Here is a 24493-nt window from a genome sequence, read left to right as displayed (position 1 = left end):
ACGACTCGATGAGGAGTTTACCATGACTAAGAAAAAGCAAAGCTATAGCACGGAATTCAAAGCAGAAGCGGTTAAAAAAATTGCAGACAACAATGGTAATTTGAGTGCAACTGCTCGGCAGCTAGGCATCGCCATACAAACATTATCTAACTGGCATAATAAAGCCAATCAAGGCAAGCTTGCATGAACTGTGCAGTATGATCCTGAGCTAATAGCTGTATTAGAAGAGAATAAACTTCTTAAACGTCAACTTACAGTGGCCGAAGAAGAACAAGAGATATTAAATGAGAAGGGATAAAGCGAAGCACTGCTTCGCCCCGACGCAAGATGAGAGCTATGCTCGAATGAGGCCACCACATACTTTGCCAGACACAGCTCATGAAGTACGCTTTTATAAAAACTAATAGACAGGTCTTTACTATCGCAAGCATGTGCAAGGTCTTAGCTGTTAAGCAATCAAGCTACTATGACTGGATCAGTCGTGACATCAGCGAACAACAGATACATCGCAACCATTGCGAGCTATTGGTTAGAGCCGCTTACAGTGAAAGTAAAGAACGTTATGGTGTTGATCGACTGCAGGCAAAGCTGACAGAGCAAGGCCATGATATCAGTCCATATATGGTTAGAAGTATCGAAGAAGAAATAACATCAAATGTCATCGTCACAAACGCTTTAAAGTCACCATCAACTCCAATCATAATAAGCTGATTTATCCAAACCTGCTTGATCAGAAGTTTGACGACAGTCTACCTAATGAGTCGTGGGTTAGTGACATCACATATATTTGGACTTGCGAGGGCTGGCTGTATTTAGCAGGCGTTAAAGACCTCTACACCAAAGAGCTGGTCGCCTACGCTATCAATAAACACATGACAGCAGATTTAGTATGCCATGCACTCAATATGGCCATCAAGAGCAGGCGGCCCAGCCAAGGGTTGATTTTACATTCTGACAGAGGCAGTCAGTATTGTAGCAATGAGTATCACAAGATCATTAAGCAGCATAAGTTCAAAGGCTCAATGTCTAGGCGTGGCAACTGCTTTGATAACAACCCCATAGAGAGCTTCTGGGGCGTCTTAAAGAATGAGCTGATGTATCACCAAGACTATAAAAAAAGGTTTACAGCGATCAACGAGATTACACAATATATCGAGCTTGAGTACAATGAGGAGCGATTAGCAAAGCACTGCTTTGCAGCGACGCAAGACAAGAGCTATGCTCGCAGTGAGACTAGGATTCAGAAGGATTTAGGCTATAAGACGCCAGACAGATATGGTTTGATTATTATCGTCAGGCTGCGTAACTAAAACCTCCCAAGTTAATGTGTACGGGATTGACAACATAGGACGGTGTTCGGTATTCACGTTAATACATCAGAGCCAGTAAGAGCAACTCTTATACGTTGAGTATATTGAATACATTTGAACCACCAGACTTAATTATGTTCTTTTCAAGCTTCATCATAAATTTTAATACCTCATAGAAGGTAACTTTATAAATACCTGTATAGCATTAAAATTTCCGAAGCCACTTACACGGGGTAGTCAGGTAGCTCACCCTCACAAGTTAAAACCAGCAAAATATCACTAATTTTTTCATCTTCAAATAGTTGTTTAATAACGGGGATATTAGGCAGCTCCAACTGCCACTTCCCTTTTGGTACGCTCCCGCCTATTGAAGCCCAGTTTGTTCCGTTCGTATTTGAGCGGATTACCCCATCAATCGGTAATGCTTCGCCTCCTGATGTATTGCTATCTTGATGTTGTGCAAAGAACAGCTTAGCTGCGAAGACACTAGGCAAGTCACCGTCAGCGATAAAATACATTAATACATTGCTAATGATTAGCTCATTAATGTTGGAGGGAAAGTCAGCTAATGTCGTCTCAAAACTCACGCTCATAGGAGTGTCAGTTTGCTCTGGGTTATGTAGGTCATACCATGCATCAGAGAATTCTTGGCGGAAGCTGAAAGCTCTATCGAAGCTAGTATACGTGTCCAGCTCTTTCTGTACTTGTTGCTGATAAGTTCTATCATGCAAAGCCGTATATTCAATAGTTAATAACACATCAGCAATGGTATTGAAATCCATTGGATTGGAAGCTTTTGGTAAACGAAATTCCCATCTAGTATCCACCCCATTGCCTTCAAAGGGCAACAACATTTCAGGATTAGGACTCAATTCAAATACACCTGATGCGCCAATAGGATTGGAGAAGGCAATCGACTCTGGATCTCGGCGAATAACAACAGTTTGGAATACATCACCGGCTATCACTACGCGAGATATACCACTAGAAGTCAAGGTAGCACTGATACCTTGCACAGGAGGAACAAGCGCAACTACTGATACTCTAACTTGTTTAATCAGACGTAGGTATTGCCCTGGAAAACGTCGGTCAAACACTTTACCTGACGTATCAAAATTTAAGATACCCGTTTGTTTAAACTGCTGGAAGGCAAAGGGGTCAAGTTGCGATAATAAGAAATTAACACTAAGTTGTTGTTTGCGCTGGTCTGTGGTGAAAGCATATTGATCAAGCTTGGTAATATCTCTTAATAATCTCGCTGAACCTGTCAGCCCTAGTCTATCAACCGTAATAGAATCACTACTTGCCGAATTATTACCATCGAAATTGGGCAATTCATAATAGTCGTCTTTAATGACACCGAATAAAGGCTCTTGCCTCTCAAACGCTAGCTGTATTTCAGCCAGTTTTGACATAGCAGCCGCCTGTTGCAGATAATAACGGAAGATACTTTCTAGCACACCGCTCATCCAGTCATAGAGCTCTACATTAGTAAACTTCTCTTGTAAAAAAATAACATTATCGCTGGCTTGTTCTGACTGAATTTCGGCTATAGCTTGCTCTTGTTCAGTAATCTGAACACGGTCATTAGCTAGTTTAATTTGTTGATTACCTATCTCTAAATCTTGTTCTGCCAGTTGATGCTGTAGTTGGTATTCGCGATTGCGTAGTGCAATACTGATTGATTGTGAAAGTGTGTTTATTTTAAATTGGCTTGTTGCTAGCACGCTTTGGCTAACCGTTTCAGCATATATTGGAATGATAGCCGCAGCAGCTGCTGCTGAGGCAGGGGCGCCTCCTGTTGCACCACCCGCAGCAGCGGTAACAGCAAGACCAGCTATATGTGATGCATAATTTGCAAAGGCAGAAAGGATTTGCGCATCCTGATGAAACTTATACTGATCGAGTAGTTGCTTTTCCAAATCAAGCATATCTTCGCTCAACCATTCAGCATAGGTCTCAGCTAAAATAGAAGTTCGCTCTAGCTGCAACTCAGCTAAGCCAAGACCATTCTCCGACTCACGCACACGTAATTTTTGTAATTTTACGCCTTCTTTTGATAACTCGACGTCCTGCCGCGCCTTAAATAAGGTGTATTTTTCTTGGTCTAACGATTGCAGAGTACTAAAGAATGAAGCTTCCGTTTGCTGTGCCAAGTGAGTCAATTGCTTCGCCCGATCAACCAATACTGGATAACGGTATTGTGTGGGTCTAATTCTCGTCACGCCTGCCAGATTTATCTGCCCTCCAGCTCCCACACTTGGCAATGCACTTTCTACGTCTATTGGCGCTGAGTATGGGTCAAGCTCCCGATGCATTCCCGCAATATTCATACAATTACGGATTTTAAATAAATTAAGCTTGGCTCTTAGCAAGAGAAATTTAACTGTTGGGTTATTGGGGATGCAGAACTCATAGGATAAGCGCGGGGAATACCCTATTACTATTTCGCTAAAATCAGCTATCTCAACCGTTTCATCTCCACCACTATTGTTATCCGTTATATTTGGGTTTGAACTGGCTAATCTTGACAATAAGCGACCAGTTTTAGAGAAGTTAGTAGATATATTTAAATCGGCAAACAGTGTTCGGCTAAAATTTTGCTTGGTTAGCAAAGATTTAGTTATAATCTCTGTGGCAGTTAAGGATGCTTTTCGCTCGCCCAACGCCATTTGTATGACATCTAAAGCATTAGATAATCTTTTCTCTTCAGAGAAGTTGTTGTTCAGCTTATTACGCACTTCTACCAGTGTGTTTTTTAATACCTCTGTTGAATCAAGCTGGCCCAGCCTTGATTTAAGATAATCGTAATAAGGCTGTAAAGTTATATCTTCGACCGTATATTTGAGCGACTCAATTAGTGCTAAGCACTTATTTTCAGGTTGAACAGGCAGTTCTGACTCGATTAATTCTAATGCAGTATTATAGAGGTTTCTAGCTCGCGCTACGCTTTCGCTTGTATCATAGGTAAACTCAGCGTCTGCATAATCAAGCAAGCAACGGATAATTGATTGTACTGTAAAGTGGGTATATGTATTTTTTCTGTTTTGGGCAAATGCATGAGGATTTAATTGCACTGGCCATTCATTTTTCCTATCATAATTATAATCAAGCTGGTCTTCCTGCTGAAGAACCCATGAGATTCTACGATTAATAGTAGACGTATAGTCAAATACCAGCCTGTACCACTCTAATGCTTCTTTATAGTGACCAGAGCGAGAGAGTTGTTCAGCGATCCAAACAGGTAAATAATAATACGCCTCATCCAAATACCTTCTATTTGCATAGTCGTTCGAGACGCTATTTTCGTGTATCCAATTTCGTCTATATTCCTGGCTCTCAATATTTGTTTTGGTACTGATTTGAATGGGGTTTGATTGTAGGCTAGGAGCTATATTAAGTTTGAAAACTACATTTAGTAGCCCAGTATTAGTCCTACTACTTATAATGGAATATACTGGCCTAAAGTAATTTGTATCTACTTCAATATTGTACACGATGTCATAACTATAATTGAGTAGTGGTTTACCATTATGTGTAGCTAGTGAGATTTTTTTATTGTTTTGAGAGCTTGTCAAAAGTTTTTTCTCTGGAAGAAACACATTGAAACTTGAAGCAAAATTATTTAACTTTTCATCTGAATCTGGTAGGTCTTTAACATCATAAGATAGACTATACGTACTAAACACATGAAGCCTAGTTACATTTTTTTTGCTAGAATCAACGCGTAACGCACTAATGGGATACAAACCGGGCCCATTTCTTCCTGATAACCATTTAGTATAATCATCTTCTGAAATAATATTGTCTTTCTTTTTCTCAAGTGAAACTATTTCATTTTTTAATTCATTAATAGATTTTTCAGAATGTCCTGTGACATCATTAAGGTATGAGCTCTTAGATTTAATTAAAGACTTTATTGTTAGGTAATTATCTAAACCACTACTTTGATTAGAAAACAAGTTCAAACCTATAGTTAAACTTGACCCTTTTACGCCATATATATATCCTTGAAAACTAGAGTTAGAACCTATACTTGATTGATAAATATTTTCAATATTTACCGAAACCAATAAACCATTTTTATATTGGACAGCAGAAGTAATCTTTGACTTTTCTCCAACAATGTAATTTGTCCGATAAACAGGATGATCGAGATAAGTAATAATTGTCCATTTATTATTTACCCAAGTATTTTCTTTAGTTAAGGTATTTGAATATAATATAGATGAATATTGGTTATCGATATTTTCCTTATAGTAAATATAGCCAGCGCTTCCAGAAAACTTATAAGAAAAAAACTTTTTTGGGTCAGTTAAAGCCAAGCAGCATATAGTAGGCGGTTGGGGCTCATTATGCGTAAGGTCCTGTTGCACCATGGTAAACGAAGCGCCTCTGGGGCTACTAGGAATTTCCAACTCAACCAACTCACTCCATGTGTTTGTTTCGAGGTCATACAGTAGAGAACCTAGTTTATCTTTTTCTTTAACAATAATTCTTAAAACCACATACATTTTATTCTTAAAGGTAGTTGAACCTACTATATCAGTCACATTGGCATCACCAATAGGTAAGGGCTGCCAAGAAGACTGAAATGTTTGTTTTTTTACATCCAATAAAAGTGCAGCAGCTAAAGCAGCACCCGCTTGCGCCTTCAAGTCGAATGCCGACCAGTAACATCGTTTGGTCTCATTATTAATTCCAAAAAGATAAAGTAGGTCTTTATCTTTTTGTTTCGAAATATTTTCTGTAAAACATTCTTGTTTGCTTTTAATCGAAGTACTTCCCCAACAGGTTGCCTTAACTTCTAAAGCACTAATGTCTTTAAGATACTCATAATAAGCTTCACTTATTTTACAAGCATCTTTAGGAGAAAGCTGATTCGAGGTATTACTCGTTAATCGTCTAAATTCAGATGTTTGCTCTTTTCGTAAAGAAGGATACAAAATCTGCTCAGGATAAAGAAATACGCCCATCGCTGCTTTCCAAGTGGCATAAGAACCCATCCATCTCCATTCTTGTTCAAACTGCTTTGATCTTAGTTTCAGTTCAACATCCGCAATATCAATTTTGCCTGACCTAATTGAGAATACTAAGGTCTGCAAGACCTCCAGTGCCATACTTACACGTGTGGTCATCTGGCAGCCACTTTGTTGCAGATCTATAAGAAAGCGCTTAGTGAGCCTTTCTGCTTTAATATTAAATGCATCATTGTTATCATCGACAATCTCAATTAAGGCATCTCTTAATTCAGGAAGCGTTTGTTCTTCTACCTCAGAAACCATTGATTTAAGACTAGATGCAAGCACTTGTTGTTGATCGATTCTTGCTTTTAGCGTTCTATACCACTCGCGTTGTCTACGTGCATCAATACGCCATTTTTGTGCCTCTTGTTGCATTGTGAATGTAGGACGCTGTGTAGGATATTTAAAAAACTCAGGACTAAGTGACAATTTATTGCTCTCTTCTTCTCTCCATGTGGCAAACAGTTTTACTTTCCATATTTGTAGCAGAATGGCATACATATTTTCGCGTGTACCAGCTAATACTTTAAATCCTTTTTCTATACGTTTAGCAACATCCAGCAAAAACAAATAGGCCTCTCTTGCCAGCGATATTTGCTGTAGCCGGCTCGTAATTGCTATTCCCACTTCTTCCAGCTGGCTAAGTACTATCAGGTCTTGATGAGAGATACCTAAATATTTTTCTTCACTAAATAAATCTTCTATAGCATCTGGCTTAATCACATCATCGGTAACATTGCCGCCTTGCTCTATGCTGTCACGGATAGTATTTAGCTCTACATCAATTAGCTTTATACGTGAGCGCCAAGTATCATAAGAAAAGTTCCCAATGACAGGCTCGAGTAACACATCACCAGAGATCACATCAGGGTCAATTAATGGCGGCGTACTTGCCTGCTTTAATGTTTGTTGCCATTGTTGTCTTTGTGACTGACTTGCCCGCCATTTTGGTAGACGCGCTTTAAGCGACTGCCAATATGACAAACTGGCTTCTTCTAGCAGCCAATTTTCATATAAGAAATTGAATTTATATGCAGAAACTAGAGCGACAGATAGATTATTTTGCACCGTATCAGATAATGTTTGCTGGTCATCGTTTAAAATCAAACTAGCAGCTACCAGTGTGATGAAGCTTTCTTGATGCAAATTTAATGCTAGTATTTGCGCTTTTGCCTCTGACTGCTCAGCCTGATCTAAACTGTTGAGCTTGGTATTGATATCTTCAATATCAGGTACTGTACCAAAGGCATCTATCATAATCACGTCTAACCCACCTGCCGTTTTTGATTTCAAAATATCAGCATATTCTTTTTGCTTGTTATCCAACTGTATTCGGCGCTCATTCCATAATGTGCGTGCCCTGAGCGCAAACTTACCGTCTGGCAGCTGTTTTGGTTCAATGTTTTCAGGGTCAAGCAGTGGTTTTTCACTTTCCAAAAATAGCGACCATGCTCCTTCTTGCGGTTCCGTCAAAGACGGCCAAAATGTCGTCATATTCAAGCCAATATTAGCCTCTTCTAATACCCAGCTGTTATAAGCAACTCTTTTTACACTATTGACAATTATATTGGTAGCACTGGTTGAATAGGTTTGCCATTCCTCCTCATTGTATTCTTTACCTGCTTTTACATCGGTTGCGAATCTTGCCAGCTCATTTAACGCCTCAACGCTTAACTGTCTTTCGCTGAGCCATTGAGTAAATGTTGCATCCTCGATAATCTTTGCATCGTTTGCCAATAGCGCTTGCTGAGCAATCAAATCATCGAGCGTCGTGGGCACAGTAATTTCTGCAATAGCAGCCGCTAGACCATTGGGTTTATTGGAATCGGAAATAACCTTGCTATGAATACGGGCAATCTGTTCATCAACCCATTCACGCCTCGTTTTCCAAAGCTCAAAAGCAGTATTCAGCTCGTCAGGATGACGAAAATCATCAGGCCCAATCACATCAGGATCAATAATCGGTGTGTTTTGTGACAACGGACTTTCAGGAAAATCCATTTCTTTCCATTGTTTTTTTAGATGCTCTAATCGCCAGTCATAGAGCTCGGGGCGTTTTTGCTCTGCTTTTAAAAACCTTAATGGATCAAGTAAACGTACCCGTGGAATATCTATGTCGATATACGTTTCCATATAAGCTGGCAAACCAAAAATCCGCTCTAAATTATGCTCTGATAACGCATTAGCTAAAATTTGGTGAGCACCCGATTGCAGCTGTAATTCTTTTACATAGTTAGGGTCAATGCCTAGACGATTGGCAATGGCTTCGATATCGGCATCTGATGATGCTCTATCAAGGTCAAACTGGGAAGTACCTATAGCTCTAAGCAGCGACTGGTAGGCTGCTTGACGATATCTAGCGACGTGCTCGTCTGTAATCACAAAATTCAATTGAGAGGTATCTATAGCAGCAAGGAGTACTTCGCAAGCAATTCTAACTTGTCTTAACTGGGTTTTTGTTGCTGCACAATTAATTGGCAGTTTGGATAAAGGTTGATGAAAGTTATCCACCAAAAAGTCAAGCGTAATGGCAGTGCCGCTTGCTTGCGTGACGTTCGAAGTTACATAGCCTATCAAATCTGTTAGATATGCACCTGGACTTAGTGCCGATACACAGTCTTCACATTGGCAGCTTAATGCTGAGTCTTGTTGAAGCTCTTCTGGGTTATTCGTACCACCTGTTTTAATATCAAGATAGGCATTTGCCAATTGAAAATCTAGATAGCGTGCTTGTGCATGCTGTATCGCTGGTGAAACAATCCCATCATTACCAATGACTGATACAAACTGTTCTACAGGCATATCAGCAATCGCAGAAAAACTAATAAAACCTTTGTCTATTAAAAACTGATTTTGTTTGATCTGTTCTGCAGGCTTTAAGTCAGTAGAGAGTAAAGACAAATCAACCTGTGCTTGTAGTTGTTTGACCTCGTCACTTGCACGCAGTGTTTCTGGTAATTCTTTTAAACTTTCAAGACTCCCGAGCTTACGAAGTTCAGCGATATTGGTCAGGCTATTTTGTTCCAAAAACGCACTTAAACCATCGGAGAAAGACATGGGTAATGCATTTATCTGTAACGCTTCTCCTGGCAATACTGGAGCAGGTAGTGTTATTTTTACTGTGACAGCTTGCGTCTGGCCTACAGCAAAGCTTACTTCCTGTTGATTAAGGTCATCACCATTGGGAGTTTTGATATTCAAAACTAATAACAGCATTGAAAGGATTGACTCTGCAGGCAGTGAATAAGTGATAACAAGCTCGCCCTGCCTATTGGTAATACCTCCTTGTAAATCCAACGAGCTGTCTTCGGCAGAAAACTCTACATCTACTAAAAATCCTGCCAATGGTTCAGTGCTTGCTGCGTCTATTAATAATACTTTTACATTATGCTGAACCCAAAGGTCTTTTTCTTGTTGTGTTTTGTCGTCACGTAAACCTTGCAGTTGACTTAATATTGAATCAATTTGCTCTGCTAACCATGCTGGGATAATAGTTTTTGCTATTGCTTGTTCTAATGCATCTTTTAGATATTTATCAGATTGTTCCAGTAAGGTATCTAAATTTAAAGTTGGCTGTTCAGTAGAATGATCACGCACCAGCCCAAACCCCATACGCGCCCAACCATAGAAGGCTGCTACTGGTATATTTGTTTCGTGGGAATTTTTTTCGCTTTGGGCTATAAAGTGAATGCTGTTAGCACTACCAGGGAATTCATCGGAGAATTCATTTATTTCAGTTTCATTAATCAGGAAGTTAATATCTTGCAAAGATAGATCTGCGAGTAATGCACTATCTAAGGCAGGGCTTAAAAATACTTCGAGACGCTCATATTCTGAGGCTTTAACGGCTGCCGATTCTTCTATCTGTAGGTCAATATCCATCTTTTTAGGACTATTAAAGAAGATATCTGGTTCATCTTTTGTTTTTGTTTTTAGAGCTAGCTCTACACCGACTTCGTTAAACACTCGCAATAACAGATCGGCACTGTTTTTTTCACTGCGAGAAAACTGCTCTTGTTTATATGAGATAGCGTAGTCGCCCGTTGATGATATTGAGGCTTCCCCTAGGTATTGCTCGCTGCGTAAGTCCTTATCGTAGGCTCGAACCAGCACGCCGCTGGCAGGCTCTCCATTAGCAAGACTGACTTTACCTGTTACCAAGTAATTATCATCTTTGGCGGGTTTAGGTTTCTTAGGGTCTTCACCATTGTCAGAGCCTGACATAGCTTCAATAACCACGGTAGCGCCAGCACTAGATAATCTCTGATGAACTTTTATAGCAGATGGTTTATCTAAGTTGTCTTTGACGACGCCATTGTTCTCAACCAGTGCTTTGACCTCTTTTAAGCCCAGTCCAGTAATATCTCTGACCTGTTTTATGACTTGTATTTTTTGCTCACCAAAGGAGAGCAAACGAACTCTGAATAAATCTAGGGTTGTATTGCTAAGCTCTATAGAAACAGTTGCTCCTGCTTCACGTAACTTAGTGGCAAATACATCGGCCGCCTGTTCATTTAAACCACCTAATACAAAGCCACCAATATCTAGTAGTGTATTGATTTTATTAGCAGCGTCTGGTCCTAGCATTACCTTTAGAACGTCGGTGACAGATTTTTGTGCCGATAATGGCACGCGATTGATAGATACATCAAATAAATTAGCCATAATCCCAATCCTTTGGTTATGTTTAACTGCCTATATTAGCTTCCCTAATGTTCACTTCATTTATAGCTGGATAAATTCTTTAAACTTAGTTCTCTTATACATTTTTTTAAACTTTTGTTTCTTTATACGCTTATGTAATATCTGGATCTCTCCCGTTATTTATCATATTTTCTAGAATTCTTGGATTAAAAATTAACGGCATTGACGGCATTGACGGCATTGACGGCACAGGAAAAGTTAACTTAGGAGCATTTTTTATTAAATCAAGGGCTTTTGCTGCAGCAGCAGTGAAAGCAGTTACTATTCCAATTTTTTTAACAGCCTCAGGGACTTCTTGTGGTTGTTTTACAGGAGCTTTCTGTGTATTAACTTTTATTTTACTCCATTTGTATAAAATAACCCCAGGTTCGGGAGACCAAAAAGACAGCATTCTTTTTGGCAGTGTTATCTGATATATATGATTGCTAGGCAAGCTTTCACCCAACTTTGCTGGAAACCCAATCTTGTCCAAAGCAGTAACATATTCATTTGCTTGATTTCTTGCACCCTCGATATCATTCGCTGGCTTAATTTCAAAGACTTCTCCCTCCTCGCCTAAGGTATCACTACCGTTTTTTTTAGGTCCTATATAAATATCTGGACGCAAACGAAAATCCTGATTAAAAGATGTGTGTGGGTCATCAGCATCATAAGAAGGTTCTATAGAATGTGATGGTGTGATATTTTCGTATATATGTTTAAGTCCTTTATCTGCAGTAGCCCCGTGCGAGTACTCCATTATTGATCCAATTATGTAATGTGCAATAACACCATCCTGAAAACGTAATGGAGTGCCATTAGCTACTGTATCTATTGCTTTTTCTAAAATATCTCCTGCTGTTACTTCTAACAAATCAATATATACCTTTTCTTTATCATCCATCCCATTAAGATCAACACGATTATTTGGGTTAGAACTTGCATACGAAAACAAATTAATCCCACCCGCAAGCCCAATAGGATCACAAGAAATCCACCTAACTGTTGAAACTGAATAATACCTTGCCCTATGATAATTTAAACCACTCTCCTCATCCCGCTCTTTACCAGTAAACCGATAGCGCTTGCGAGCAAAACTACCAAAGCTGGTTTCACCGTAGGGATAATGCTCTTCCCGATTTATCATTTCCCCAGCATCATCCAGTACCAGATTACTGCTTCCCAAATGATCGCTTAGATGAAATTGTACGGCTGGCCCAGCATCGTTTTGATGAGCGTCTCCTTTTCTCACTAATGCAATCCGCTGTTGATTATCCATGATATGCAAGACATTATTCTCTTTTGGGCTAGCGCCTGAATTATCCCAGCGAAAATGCTCAAACAGCTCACCGATATAAACTCGGCTTTCCCAGCCACCACCTTGTTTGCGTACCAGTTTCATCACACGCAGCCCTGAAGCATCATATAGATACTGGGCATGGATGCTGGGCTTACTATTGCCTGTTTGGGTTCTAAACACTGTCAGCTGATCACTATGATTCCATTCAAAATGACGAGCTAATCCTTCGCTTATCATATTGCCATTGACATCATAAGCATAAGAAAATTCCGTTCCGCTAAAACTGACTTGCTCAAGTCGGTTATTATTCGCTTCAACAGTAAAGTCTCTGTTACTAACTACATTTCCTCTATTAGTGACATGGGTATGCTTCAATAATTGCATATTGCCCATTTTGTCATACTGGTAGGTTTGGATATAAGCACGCGTTTTTGTAACGTCATTATGGTGGGGTAATTCAGGGCCGTCTGGGGTAGATAATGACCTATCACTTTCTCTACCCGTTGCAGAGGTTAGTCTTGATAAGGGATCATATTGAAAGAGTCTATCGAGCTTGTCGATGTTTAGGGCTGGATTATGCACGCCACATTCAGGTGAGCGATCTGCTATTTTTAGAATATTGCCATTGAGGTCATATTGGTAAGCAAAGTCTTGTAGCACTTTACCTGTTGATTTATAGGCCGAGGAATTTGATGCATGAATATTTACATCGAAGTGCTCTGTGCGTAAACGATTCAAGCGAAAAGTATTATCATCATAGCTATAACGGGTTAGAGCGCCATTACCATAGGTAATCAAAATTCTCTGCCCTTTGGCATTATAGACAATGCGTTCTACATAAGTCTCATTATCCAGCGCCACACTTTCTAGGGCGCCTGAGCGATTGTAATATGGGATTAGTTTGGCGCGTTTGCCTGTCACATCTTCTGGATAGACAATCTCTGTTGCACGGTTGAGCGCATCAAAACGTGAGCTACTGGTGTATTGAAAGGGGTTTAATAGACTGGTTGCGTAGTCTTGTTCACTAGTGCCAGCTGGTGCTTGCCAATTTACCTGGAAGGGCTTTATGTCCCAGTTATTATTGGCAGCGCTATCATAAGGGCTTAGAAGATGCTGTTCAGCAATGACTTGTCGGGTGCTATCTAGCGGATTACCTTTAAAGTCAAAACCTGACGTACTCACGCTACCGGCTTCATCATAGTGTTTGGTTAATTGCCCTAAAGTGTTACTTATCTTAGCGACATCAAAATCAGCTACGTTATCATCCCCATAGTGATTACGCTGGCGCAGGGTAATATCTCCTTGCTCGGTATTACGCGCCCAGAAGTATTTCGGACGCAGCAGCGAATCGTAACTTTGTAAGACCAGTGCGCCTTTGCTATCTCTACGTTCAACTTCTTGCCCTACAGCGTCGGTTATTATTTGACGTATTCCAGCATCGATACTGTCGATACGCAGCGGCGACGATTCTGGTATAAGTGAATAGCTGTATTTGAATGCAATACGACCCAATGCATCGGTCACTTCCAGTAGATTGCCCAGAATATCGTAACGCGATTTTGTAACTATCCAATCAACTGGGTCATTACTACTTTTTAATCGTTCTACTACTTTGATGGTTCTGCCTAAGGCATCTAGTTCAATATGTGCTGGCGTATCCCAGTGGTTTTGATAGTTCTGACTTTCGTTAAAATGGGTTCGCCCTGCATTATCATTGGCATCATAAGTATAAGCTTGCCAAGGGCTGGGAATGAAGTCTTCCGGACTGTCTAATCGTTTAGGAATACCGTAAATCACTCTCTGTTCTGAGCCATCTGGATTAAGGGTGCGAATCACTTGACCTCTAGGGTCATAGAACATTTTGGCGGCTTTGCCGTGTTTGTCATTTTGAGCTTGATGCTCGTTTCTATTTAAATAATCCCAACCTACATGATAAAAAGGTTCGTATTGCTCTACTACACTGCCTTTATTATTAAAGGTTTGCCAGCCACTAACAATGACATTAGGTTGTGATTTGGCTCTATTTACTGTGCCCGTTACTATCTGCTTTGTTATTTGTTCATCGGATTGATTGGCAGGTAATCCGCTATGACCGAAATTATTATCGCCAAAACGAGTTTCGGCCGCTTGTACACGTGTTTGTATCTGTCTACCAAAACCATCACTATACTCACGCATTTGTATAAAGCGTTCGGGGTATTTATCTTCTTCGTTATCGAAAAAATCAGTGATTTCTGATTCTGTCATTTCTGCTAGATTTGCTGCCGCTCTTTTGTCGTTCTCTTCATCAATTAACTGCCATGCATGTTCAGTCCGCTGCAGGGTGTGCACATACACTGGTTGTGGGTTTTGCCCCTGTTTTTGACTATCAACAAAAGCATTAAAATCATATCGATACCGTATGCTAGGTTGTTCTACTCGGTCGCCGATATTTTCCCCTGCTTTAGCGTTAACTTGTATGCTTTGTAACATTCCCAACGGTGAATAGCTTGCTTGGCTTTGATTACCATTGGCATCAATCATTAAGGCAATTTGCAAAGTACGGTAATCATACTCTGCCTGAATAGTAAGCCCTCTAGGGTTAGTTGCCTTGATAGGAAAAAAGTCATATTGATCATATTCAATATGCGATTCACTCCCGAAAGGATTGACACTAGTGGTCACCATGCCACGGGCGTTTATTTCCTGACGCTGCCCAGCTGCGTAGTAACCATGGGTATAGGGTGGCGTTAATCCATCGGCAAAGCCATATGCAAGCGGTGTAATAGCTAGGTCTGGACGTGTCGCATCATGAGAGCTATTCACAGGCAGGCTATCGACAAATTGTTGCGGATATTCACTAGACCAATTAGGCTGTCCATTTTTAGCAAAAACATCGGGTATCTGATTATCATAAATATGATTAAGAGTCTCTTGCGTTAATACCAAGGATTCACTACGTGAAAGGACGCCATGTTCACCAATTTTCCCCAATGCCAAGCCAGTATATTTATTACCATCATAAAAGTTAAGAGAATGACCGATTAGCTGTTTATTAATCTGTTTGTTCTCAACGGCCTGTTTAATTTGGAGAAGGGTCTGCGGCGTTGGTATTAATAACTCATAACGCTTAGATTCAGCGAGTCGGTCTACGATATAAATTTGCTCGTCATCACGTTGTGCAAAAGAGCTTTGAACAAAGGTAGCAAGGTAATTTTCTGTCTGACTGAACTTATCTATCCAGCCTTTTGGACAGGCAACTTGCCAGCTTCTTTGCGGTTGACCATAGTCATCGTAATGGCTAGTGAAGCTAAATTGGGTCATCGGCTCATCACCGCGCTCCCACTGTGTGATTCGACTGGCTACAGAGAAAGGAAAGTATATGCGTTGTCTATTGGACTTAACTTGGGTAGGAACCGCTATTTCTTTAAGCTCAAAGGCAGATTCTGAAACGGTGTAGGGAATGCCTTCTCTTACGCTGCCATCCAGCGCATAAGTCTCTGAGCGCAGTAAAGTCCCTCTCAGGGTACGTATAGCATCACGTCTGTCTTGTGGTTGTAACGTTTTTAGAAAGCTTTCTTGATCGTATAGTCCGTCTAGTTGCCCAGGATCCCCTGCCCAATATTCGTGTCTAAAATCAGAGCTACTCCAGTGTCCCTCTTTTTTACGCACAGGGCCTTGATGAAACCAGTTACGCGTTTCTGTGGGCGCTGAAAAGTAGGTATAATCAATATCAAGAAAGGATAGTTGGCTGTCGGTAGTATATTGGTGGTAATTGTCAAAACTTTCCGTATCCCATTGGTCAACGCGGCCAAAACCACGGAACTCTCTCTCTTTGCCATCCCAATAGCCGTGGTGATAGCTGTATTCAGTGGTCAGTTTGCTTTGGGAGATAAGATCAATTGATTCTACCCGGCTCACCACCTGAACAGGGAATGGTAAGGTGCTCTGCCAACGGGTATCGACCCGCTTTTCATCCTCAAGATAAAAACGAATAGAGGACTCATAGTACACACGAGTTAATGCACCAAGCTGATTATCCATCTCATTGAGTAAATAAGGCTTTACGCCACCCGTAAAATCAAGAAAATAATAATGGTGACCTGTTCCATTCTTATTATCTGTCCACAATAAGCCACTCACACCGCTCCCATATAAATCAACCAATCTAATTGCTGTAGGACTAGTGACAGGTGGCGTTCCATTAATAATTATTGGATCACTCCAACCTTTTCCTGCCTGATTAAGCCAAAGTGTTACTTTGTAATCGTCTACATAAATCATATCTGCATTGCCACTACCGTCGATGTCGTCAAGATAGAGTCGTTGCAAGTCGTAACCATAGGGCAACCGAGGGCTGTTATGCATATGCACACGCCTCCCCCATTTTCCATAACCTTGGTATGGCCAGTATTCGATATTGCCATCATGAACCATCACAATATCGGTTAATCCATCACCAGACATATCAGCCCACTTAACGCGTGGGTCTGTGAAACTGACATTCGGGAAATATTTTAGCGCTTTGCGCGAAACTTGCTGAGTGCTTGACCAGCCTTTATCAGAATCGTTATAGAACAGCTCAAAACGACTGCCGCTTCGAAGGGCATCGGTAACACCATTACCATTAAGGTCAATGAATTTTACTTGCAAATCTTGTAAGCTAAAAGAAGGTGCTGAGCGATAGGGTTGAAACGAATGACGATCCCACAATGCGCCCGCTTCACTAGAGAAATAGCCATTCATTTGCGCATTACTGACCATTAAATCAGGCCTGCCATCACCATTGGCATCTAGCAATTGTACACCAGCAGAGGAAAGCTCAAGGCCTGTTGGCGCTTCTTTTTTCATTATGCGTGGTATATCAAACTTACCATTACCGAGGTTACGCCAGTAGCGGATTACGCCTTTTGTCTCTAATAAGTCGGGTAATCCATTACCAAATAAATCGACCAGCTCTAAATCAGCATCAGTCAGAGACTGTGTAGGCAGGTTTTGGTTATCTAACGCTGTAAACTTGCGCTGTTCTGGCTCAAAAGTGCTGTAACTAAATTGAGGGGCAGGCAAGATTTCTGTTTGATCGTTGTCATGTCCTATGACTTCGATTTGATACAAATAAGAAAGACCGTTTTGCGGAGGTTTTACTTTTTGGGCTTGTTGTTTATCTAGACTTAATTGATCTATGTACTTGAGATGGTAACTTCGGGTGAGTTGGCTTGTTGTGAGCTTATCTTGAGGTAGTGCATCGGGATTGCTGTAAATTTCTATCGAAGAGCAGCGTTTAGCGGTGCGAACCTCAAAGCCTGCCCGATGATCTGATGAGGGATAAATACTTTTTTGTTCTGGCAAATCTTCATAACTGAAACGAATGGTTATGAGAAATGCTGGATTGTTATCATTAAGGTCTTCCCCATAATTTAGGTAAAGAATCTCATGCAAGTAGCTTTGAGTATAGTCTTCATCAGAGTCATCAAAATACTTATAGCGTATTTGATTACCAAATGTGTCTTCAGTTTTGGTTAACTTCCATACAAAAACATTATCATTATTTTGTGGGTCTGCAATAGTTGCAGTATCAGATTTTCTAGATTTTTCATTTCCGTAATAACTGGTTAACCCTTCTTTACTTCGTACTTGCCAGTAATCATTATTAGCATCCAAATGTCTAAATATTTTGGCGAATAGCCCTTCAGTACGAGGTCTATATTGAGTAACGCCCTTATCTTTTTGAATGGGAACAAGGTCTTCAGCACCTGAGAGAATGAAAGTATCTTCACCCAAATAACGAGGAATACCTTTGCTCGTTTTTATGCTAACACCTGGAATAGTGAGCTGCCACCCTAAGCCAAAGGGACTGATACCATTACCAGTGCTGTAAACAAGGCTTAGTTGAGGTTGAAAGCCATTCCGACCTGGAGGAATGTCGATGGGTACTGAAAAGTTACCCGTTCCGGTAAAAAGATCTGGTGAGAAGGTCTCCCCCAAGCCAGCTATAGCGCCTCCACCTTTTGGCAACGATATGTTTGAACTTATATCAGACATTATTAACTCCCCACTAAATCAGAGATTAATCTATCTTATATGTCCAATATACCCTATGTACTGTTACTTATGTAAGAATTTAGCATAACTACTTATTCCTTATGTCCTTTAGCTATCTTAGCTGTCCAGTTACTAAAGATATGTAACATAAAAGCACTGACATTATCTAAGCGAATTTGTTGTGGATAGCAACGCCACTCGGCTAATTGATTAAGGTAACGAATCACTCTTAACAACAGTATATTCATACTAATATTAATACCTAACACCTCGTGGTTATAGTCATCAACCACCTTAAAGACTCAGAACCAGATGTTGTTATCTAATTTATCGCTCATTGTATTATTTTAGGAAATAGTTACATTTACAGAGTTTTTGCAAAGGTTTCAAAAGGTGAAATACAATTCATGAATTTTTCTACTTGCAGCATTTTCATTGATCAAATCAATAAAACCTTTATTTATTGACGACTTAAGGTCATATTTTGAATTCTGACAGGCCGCACTTTAAAATAGGGGCTGTAGTAGATAAGGATATAAAGCTTCTTGTATTAATAAGTTAGTAATTCGGTCAGAACTATTTAATATCTTTACTTTCATATCATTGGTTGGCACTAATACGGGTTACAGCTACATAAAAAGAATTACTAGGGCGTGTCCCTAATCACTAACCAAGATATGAACACACTATATTGATAATTTATCTAAGCCTATTTATATAAGTCTTACACCACAAATTGCTAATAATAAGATTTGTCAGGTGTCTTTGTGAAAATCGGGGTTTGAGCTGTACTATATGAGGAGCGATTAGCAAAGCACTGCTTTGCAGCGACGCAAGGCAAGAGCTGTGCTCGCAGTGAGACTAGAATTCAAAAGGGTTTAGGTTATCTATTGCCAAGAAAGATGTGGTTTAGCTTTCAGCATCAGGCTGCATAACTAAAATCTACCAAGTGAATGTCTACAGGTTTGACAGCATAGGTCAACAAGAGTAGTCCACCACCCTAAAAACACAAAAAAGCCTTTCAAGCTTTATACTTCATAGCTTGAAAGGCTTTTTCGATCGCATATTTTTATCTAGGTAAGAGGTTTAATATTGTGGTTTGCCTAAAGCCGCTCTTAATCTATCTTCAACATCGATTTCGCCACAGCTTCGGCCACTTTAATGCCATCAATCCCTGCTGATAATATTCCACCTGCGTAGCCAGCGCCTTCGCCTGCAGGGAATAAGCCTTTGGTATTAATGCTTTGGAATTCTTTATTGCGTTTAATACTTATTGGTGACGATGTTCTGGTTTCTACGCCAGTTAGTAAACCGTCGTCAGATGAAAATCCTTGGATTTTTTTATTAAACGCTGGAATGGCTTCACGTATGGCATCTACGGCAAAATCGGGTAGTGCTTTGCTTAAGTCGGTTAAGGTAATGCCCGGTGTGTAAGACGGGTTAACATCACCTAATTCTGAATTTGGTTTACCTTTTAAGAAGTCGCCAATGGTTTGTGCTGGTGCATTGTAGTCTTTGCCGCCTAATTCAAACGCTAAGGTTTCTAGTTTCCTTTGTAAGTCGATACCAGCAAGAGGGTGGTTTGGGTAATCTCGCTCTGGGTCGATGCCTACAACAATAGCACTATTGGCGTTACGTTCGTTTCTTGAATATTGGCTCATGCCGTTAGTGACAACACGGCCTTCTTCTGATGTTGCTGCCACTACTGTGCCGCCTGGACACATACAAAAGCTATAAACAGAACGACCATTTTTACAGTGATGAACAAGTTTGTAATCCGCAGCACCTAGTATTTCGTTTCCAGCATTGTCACCAAAGCGTGCTTGGTCTATGGTTGACTGTTTATGTTCAATCCTAAAGCCAATTGAGAAAGGTTTTGCTTCAACATACACGCCTTTTTCATGGATCATTTCAAAAGTATCTCGGGCGCTATGGCCAACAGCAAGAACAACATGGTTAGTTTTTAAGGTTTCGCCACTATTAAGTGTCACACCAGTTACTTTTGAGTCAGTTATATGCAAGTCATCTACGCGAGTAGCAAAACGGACTTCACCACCGAGTTCTATGATCTCGGCACGCATTTTTTCTACCATGCTGACTAACTTATAAGTACCTATGTGCGGTTTACTAACAAATAAAATTTCCTCTGGTGCGCCGGCTTTAACAAATTCTGTCATTACTTTACGGCCATAATGATTTGGATCTTTCACTTGGCTATATAATTTACCGTCGGAAAAGGTACCTGCTCCACCTTCACCGAATTGTACGTTTGATTCTGTGTTTAATTTACGCTGACGCCAAAAGCCAAAGGTGTCTTTGGTGCGTTGTCTTACTTCATTACCGCGTTCAATGATAATAGGTTTAAAACCCATTTGGGCAAGGGTGAGTCCTGCCAATAAACCACAAGGACCAAAACCAATAACAACAGGACGCTCAGTTAAATCCTCTGGCGCTTGGCCAACATAGTTATAACTTGTGTCTGGTGTTGCTTTAACATGGTTGTCTGACTCAAATTGAACCAGTAAATCATTGGTTAAATCCGAGTCGGTAAGTGTGATGTCTAGCGTATAAATTAATTGGATATTTCTTTTATTACGAGCATCATAACCACGTTTAAACATCACAAATGAAGCCATTTGCTCAGCAGAAATTTTAAGTTTTGTCATTATAGCAGTAGTTAGATCTCCATGTGCATGATTTAATGGCAATTTAATTTCAGTTAAACGTATCATTGGTTACTCATAAACTAGTGTAGAAAACAGTCTCGCATTTTACTGGTACTGATACAAATAAGCGAATAAATATTTTACTTACGCAGGGTAAATTTACAGATTTGTATTGTAGTTTGAAAATGACCCCTGCCGTCAAATCCGTACAGTCAAACTTGGGAGATTTTAGTTACGCAGCCTGACGGTAAAAGTCAGACGACACCTGTCTTGGCGGTCTATAGTCCAAACCCTTTTGAATCCTAGTCCCACTGCGAGCATAGCTCTTGTCTTGCGTCGCTGCAAAGCAGTGCTTTGCTAATCGCCCCTCATTGTACTCAAGCTCGATATATTGTGTAATCTCGTTGATCGCTGTAAACCTTTTTTTATAGTCTTGGTGATACATAAGCTCATTCTTCAACCTGCCCCAGAAATTCTCTATTGGCGCATTGTCAAAGCAGTTGTTTTTGCCGCTCATTGAGCCGTTAAAATGATGTTGCTTGATGACGTGATACGCGTAGCTACAATACTGGGCTATGCTGAAGAAACCATATTGTCCTAACGCTATGGCCGCTCTTGAAGAAATCAAGTATTTTTCTGATAATCATTTATTTTAAAAAAATAAGCATTCATATTTGAATTATTAAATGTTAAAATAGTGATTTAACACTCTTATATGATTGATTAAATTATGAATGTAAGGTTCGATTTTTATACTCCAAGTGAGATTGCCAAGATCTTAGGTGAACGCTTAAAAGCGCAGCGGTTGTCATTAAACTTAACTCAAGCAACTTTAGCTGAGAGGTCTGGAATCGGTGTCAGCACCGTAGCTCGTATTGAATCAGGGCAAGGCGGTACACTAGATAATATAATCAGGCTCGCTTTAGCCCTTGGTATGGTCAATAGTTTTGCTGAATTGTTCAATATGGCACCTACCAACATAGAAGATGTTATCGCTAAGCAAAATCCACGCTTGCGTGCCTCAAATAAAAGCTGACATAAGGTAGCCATTTTAATGTATCAACCGATATCAATTGTTAACATTTACTATCAAGGATTTGGAGCCAAACGTCTTATCGGCAAATTAACGATGGACGGACGACGCCCTGCCTTTGGCTATGATGCAGCATGGCTGGCTGATGGAATGGAGCTGTCACCAATTGAGATGCCATTACGAGCAGCACCTTATTATGGTACTCATGCGTCGAGCCATTACCTATGTGGATTATTGTCAGACAGCTTACCTGATGGTTGGGGAATGTTGCTAATGGATAGGTTCTTTCGAAAAAAAATGTCTCATGCTACGCCCATTAATGTCTTGGATCGCCTCGCGTATATTGGTAATTCAGCCATGGGAGCGCTGAATTTTGAGCCACAACAAGACCTATCAGGCGCCGATATCGACATTACTGATTTCACTTTAGCCAAACTAGCCGCTGCCAATCAAACCATTTTATCAGGTCAAGACAGTGACATATTAGCCGAGCTTATCGTTATTGGCGGCTCCCCCCAAGGCGCAAGACCAAAAGCACTTATCTTATATGATGAAGCAACTGAGTTTATTACTACTGACTTAACAAGCGAACATCCATCCGCAACGCCGTGGCTTATTAAGTTCCCTGCTCAGTCGGAGCATAAAAGCGTATGTTTACTAGAAGCGCTTTACGCTGATATGGCAAAAAAAGCAGGCCTTAACATGCCAGCGCATCATTATTGTGATATTGATGAAAAATATGCTGCATTCGGGGTTGAGCGTTTTGACCGCATGGGCAATCAGCGCGTCCATATTCATACACTTGCTGGCTTATTAGATATCGACTTTCGGATTCCATCATTGGATTATTTGCAGTATTTACGCTGTGTGCGTATGCTAACCCAGTCACAAGCTGCTGTAGAAGAGGGTTTTAGGCATGCCGCATTTAATGTCATTTTTAACAATAAAGACGATCATAGTAAGAACTTTTCTTTTATGATGGACGAGACTGGCAGGTGGTCGTTATCGCCCGTTTATGATATCGCCTATAATTCAGGTATGAACGGTTATCATCAAATGGATGTAGCAGGTGAAGCTCGGCATCCTACTGCACTGCACCTACTTAAACTTGCCAAACTTGCTGATATTAAGCAGAATAAAGCAACTGCTATTATTGAGCAGGTAACAGCTGTGGCCAAAGGTTTTCTGAAGATTATTAACAACTACGATATTGAGAAAGAATTATCAAACCAAGTTATGCATGATGTAAAAGCCAATATTGATAGGATGGTAAATGGACAGGTCTAACAAAGTTGTTAAATATGTTGTTAAAATAATTAAGTAAATTTAAAAGACCTATGTAAATAAAGGAATACAGATAAATAGTCGTTGCGTGGTGGGCGCACCATCACATATACCAAAAACCTTTGTATGCCACGCGCTACAAGGGTTTTTTGCTATCTAGTAGCAGCACTACACGGCTGTTAAATGTTCAAGAAAATCGCACTTTCTTGTTAAAACCTCTTCACGCCTTCAAGTCCAAGCCATAATGAAAAAAAAGACTACCCGTTAGCTAAAACCACATGAAACGTATTTCATCTTAGTTAATAAAGAGTAAATTATAATTTTTCTTACCCTATCAACCTATTCTATCGTCAACAACTTTATCTATAGTCTTGATTGAAAATAACTGATAGCTCATTAGCAGCTTCCCGCATAAGAGGCACGTAGCTTAATAATTCTTCTAAAGTTTTTCTAACTGTCGGACCATGAGTAAACACGGTAGCAAATGCTTGCTGTTCATTGTTTGGAACCATTACAGCGCACGCTACCATACCTGGAATGAATTCTTCATTATCTATTCCAACTTGAGTATCACGTGTTTTTGCAATCGTTTGCATAAGCTGCTTTTTATTCGTTTGAGTATTGGTAGTGAGTGCGTGTATAGACATTTTCTCAATAATACGTTCACATTTTTCGTCCGATAGCTGCGTAAGGAGTAATTTGCCACTGGCACTTGCCCAAGCTGGTACATGAGTTCCCACTGGTAAATATATTTGAAGTGGCCAGTCGGACAATACTCGATCCACATAAACCACGTCTAGATCTTGCAAGATTGCAATACCTACGGTCTCCCCTATTTGCGCCGAAAGCTGCTGCAATATTGCCAACCTTTCTGTCTTAAAATGACTGTTCTGCCATAAGTCCATGGCCAGCTTATACGTCCGTTTCCCACACATTACTTTCCCTGGTAAATCTAATTGAACAAACCCAAGGCTCTGCAATTGATCTAATAATCGGTACATACTTGGTATAGGCACCTCTAGCGTTTCTGCTAGATCGCTAACACTCATCGGTCTTTGTGAGCTTGCTAAAACTTCTACTATCTGTAAAACGCGCTCAACGCTTGAACCCTTTTTTTTCGTATTACTCATCTCTTACCTTATATCTCTAGCTATGTAGCTGCGAATAAATTC

Annotated in this window: 6 protein-coding genes and 2 pseudogenes; 3 read left to right on the top strand and 5 right to left on the bottom strand. The window is 40.3% G+C overall.

All coding sequences use genetic code 11. From position 1 onward, the window contains the following. Window positions 1-22: 22 nt before the first annotated feature. Window positions 23-1306: pseudogene (locus tag AK823_RS07035) on the top strand (IS3 family transposase). A gap of 228 nt (window positions 1307-1534) precedes the next feature. Here AK823_RS07035 and AK823_RS07030 read toward each other — a convergent pair. The 4 genes and pseudogenes from AK823_RS07030 to AK823_RS07015 form a co-directional block, all read right to left on the bottom strand. Beyond that, a complete protein-coding gene (locus tag AK823_RS07030; protein ID WP_068327744.1) occupies window positions 1535-10999 on the bottom strand; it encodes a ribosomal protein L7/L12 in 9465 nt (3154 codons plus the stop codon). Window positions 11000-11129: 130 nt separating this feature from the next. Next, complete coding sequence (locus AK823_RS07025; RefSeq protein ID WP_068327741.1) at window positions 11130-18338, bottom strand: SpvB/TcaC N-terminal domain-containing protein; 7209 nt, start codon at window positions 18336-18338, stop codon at window positions 11130-11132. 1115 nt (window positions 18339-19453) lie between these two features. Continuing rightward, window positions 19454-21070, bottom strand: a complete 1617-nt coding sequence (locus tag AK823_RS07020) for an NAD(P)/FAD-dependent oxidoreductase (RefSeq protein ID WP_068327738.1) — start codon at window positions 21068-21070, stop codon at window positions 19454-19456. A 166-nt stretch (window positions 21071-21236) separates the two neighbouring features. Then, window positions 21237-21578 (bottom strand): annotated as a pseudogene (locus AK823_RS07015) (IS3 family transposase); the annotation flags it as partial. A gap of 156 nt (window positions 21579-21734) precedes the next feature. On the opposite strand from AK823_RS07015, the gene AK823_RS07010 reads away from it, so the two are divergent. Both AK823_RS07010 and AK823_RS07005 read left to right on the top strand, forming a co-directional pair. Beyond that, window positions 21735-22040 carry a helix-turn-helix transcriptional regulator gene (locus tag AK823_RS07010; protein ID WP_068327735.1) on the top strand — a complete coding sequence of 102 codons (306 nt, stop codon included), beginning with the start codon at window positions 21735-21737 and terminating at the stop codon, window positions 22038-22040. A gap of 18 nt (window positions 22041-22058) precedes the next feature. Continuing rightward, window positions 22059-23324, top strand: coding sequence for a type II toxin-antitoxin system HipA family toxin (locus AK823_RS07005; protein ID WP_068327733.1), 1266 nt, complete (start codon window positions 22059-22061; stop codon window positions 23322-23324). Between the two features lie 356 nt (window positions 23325-23680). Here the strand turns inward: AK823_RS07005 and AK823_RS07000 are convergent, their stop codons facing one another. Continuing rightward, complete coding sequence (locus AK823_RS07000) at window positions 23681-24451, bottom strand: IclR family transcriptional regulator (protein WP_068327730.1); 771 nt, start codon at window positions 24449-24451, stop codon at window positions 23681-23683. Between the last annotated feature and the right edge of the window lie 42 nt (window positions 24452-24493).

This window comes from Psychrobacter sp. P2G3 (genome assembly GCF_001593285.1).
Classification (GTDB): Bacteria; Pseudomonadota; Gammaproteobacteria; order Pseudomonadales; family Moraxellaceae; genus Psychrobacter.
Note: the sequence above shows the minus strand (reverse complement) of the source record. Positions and strands in the feature narration are given on the sequence as shown.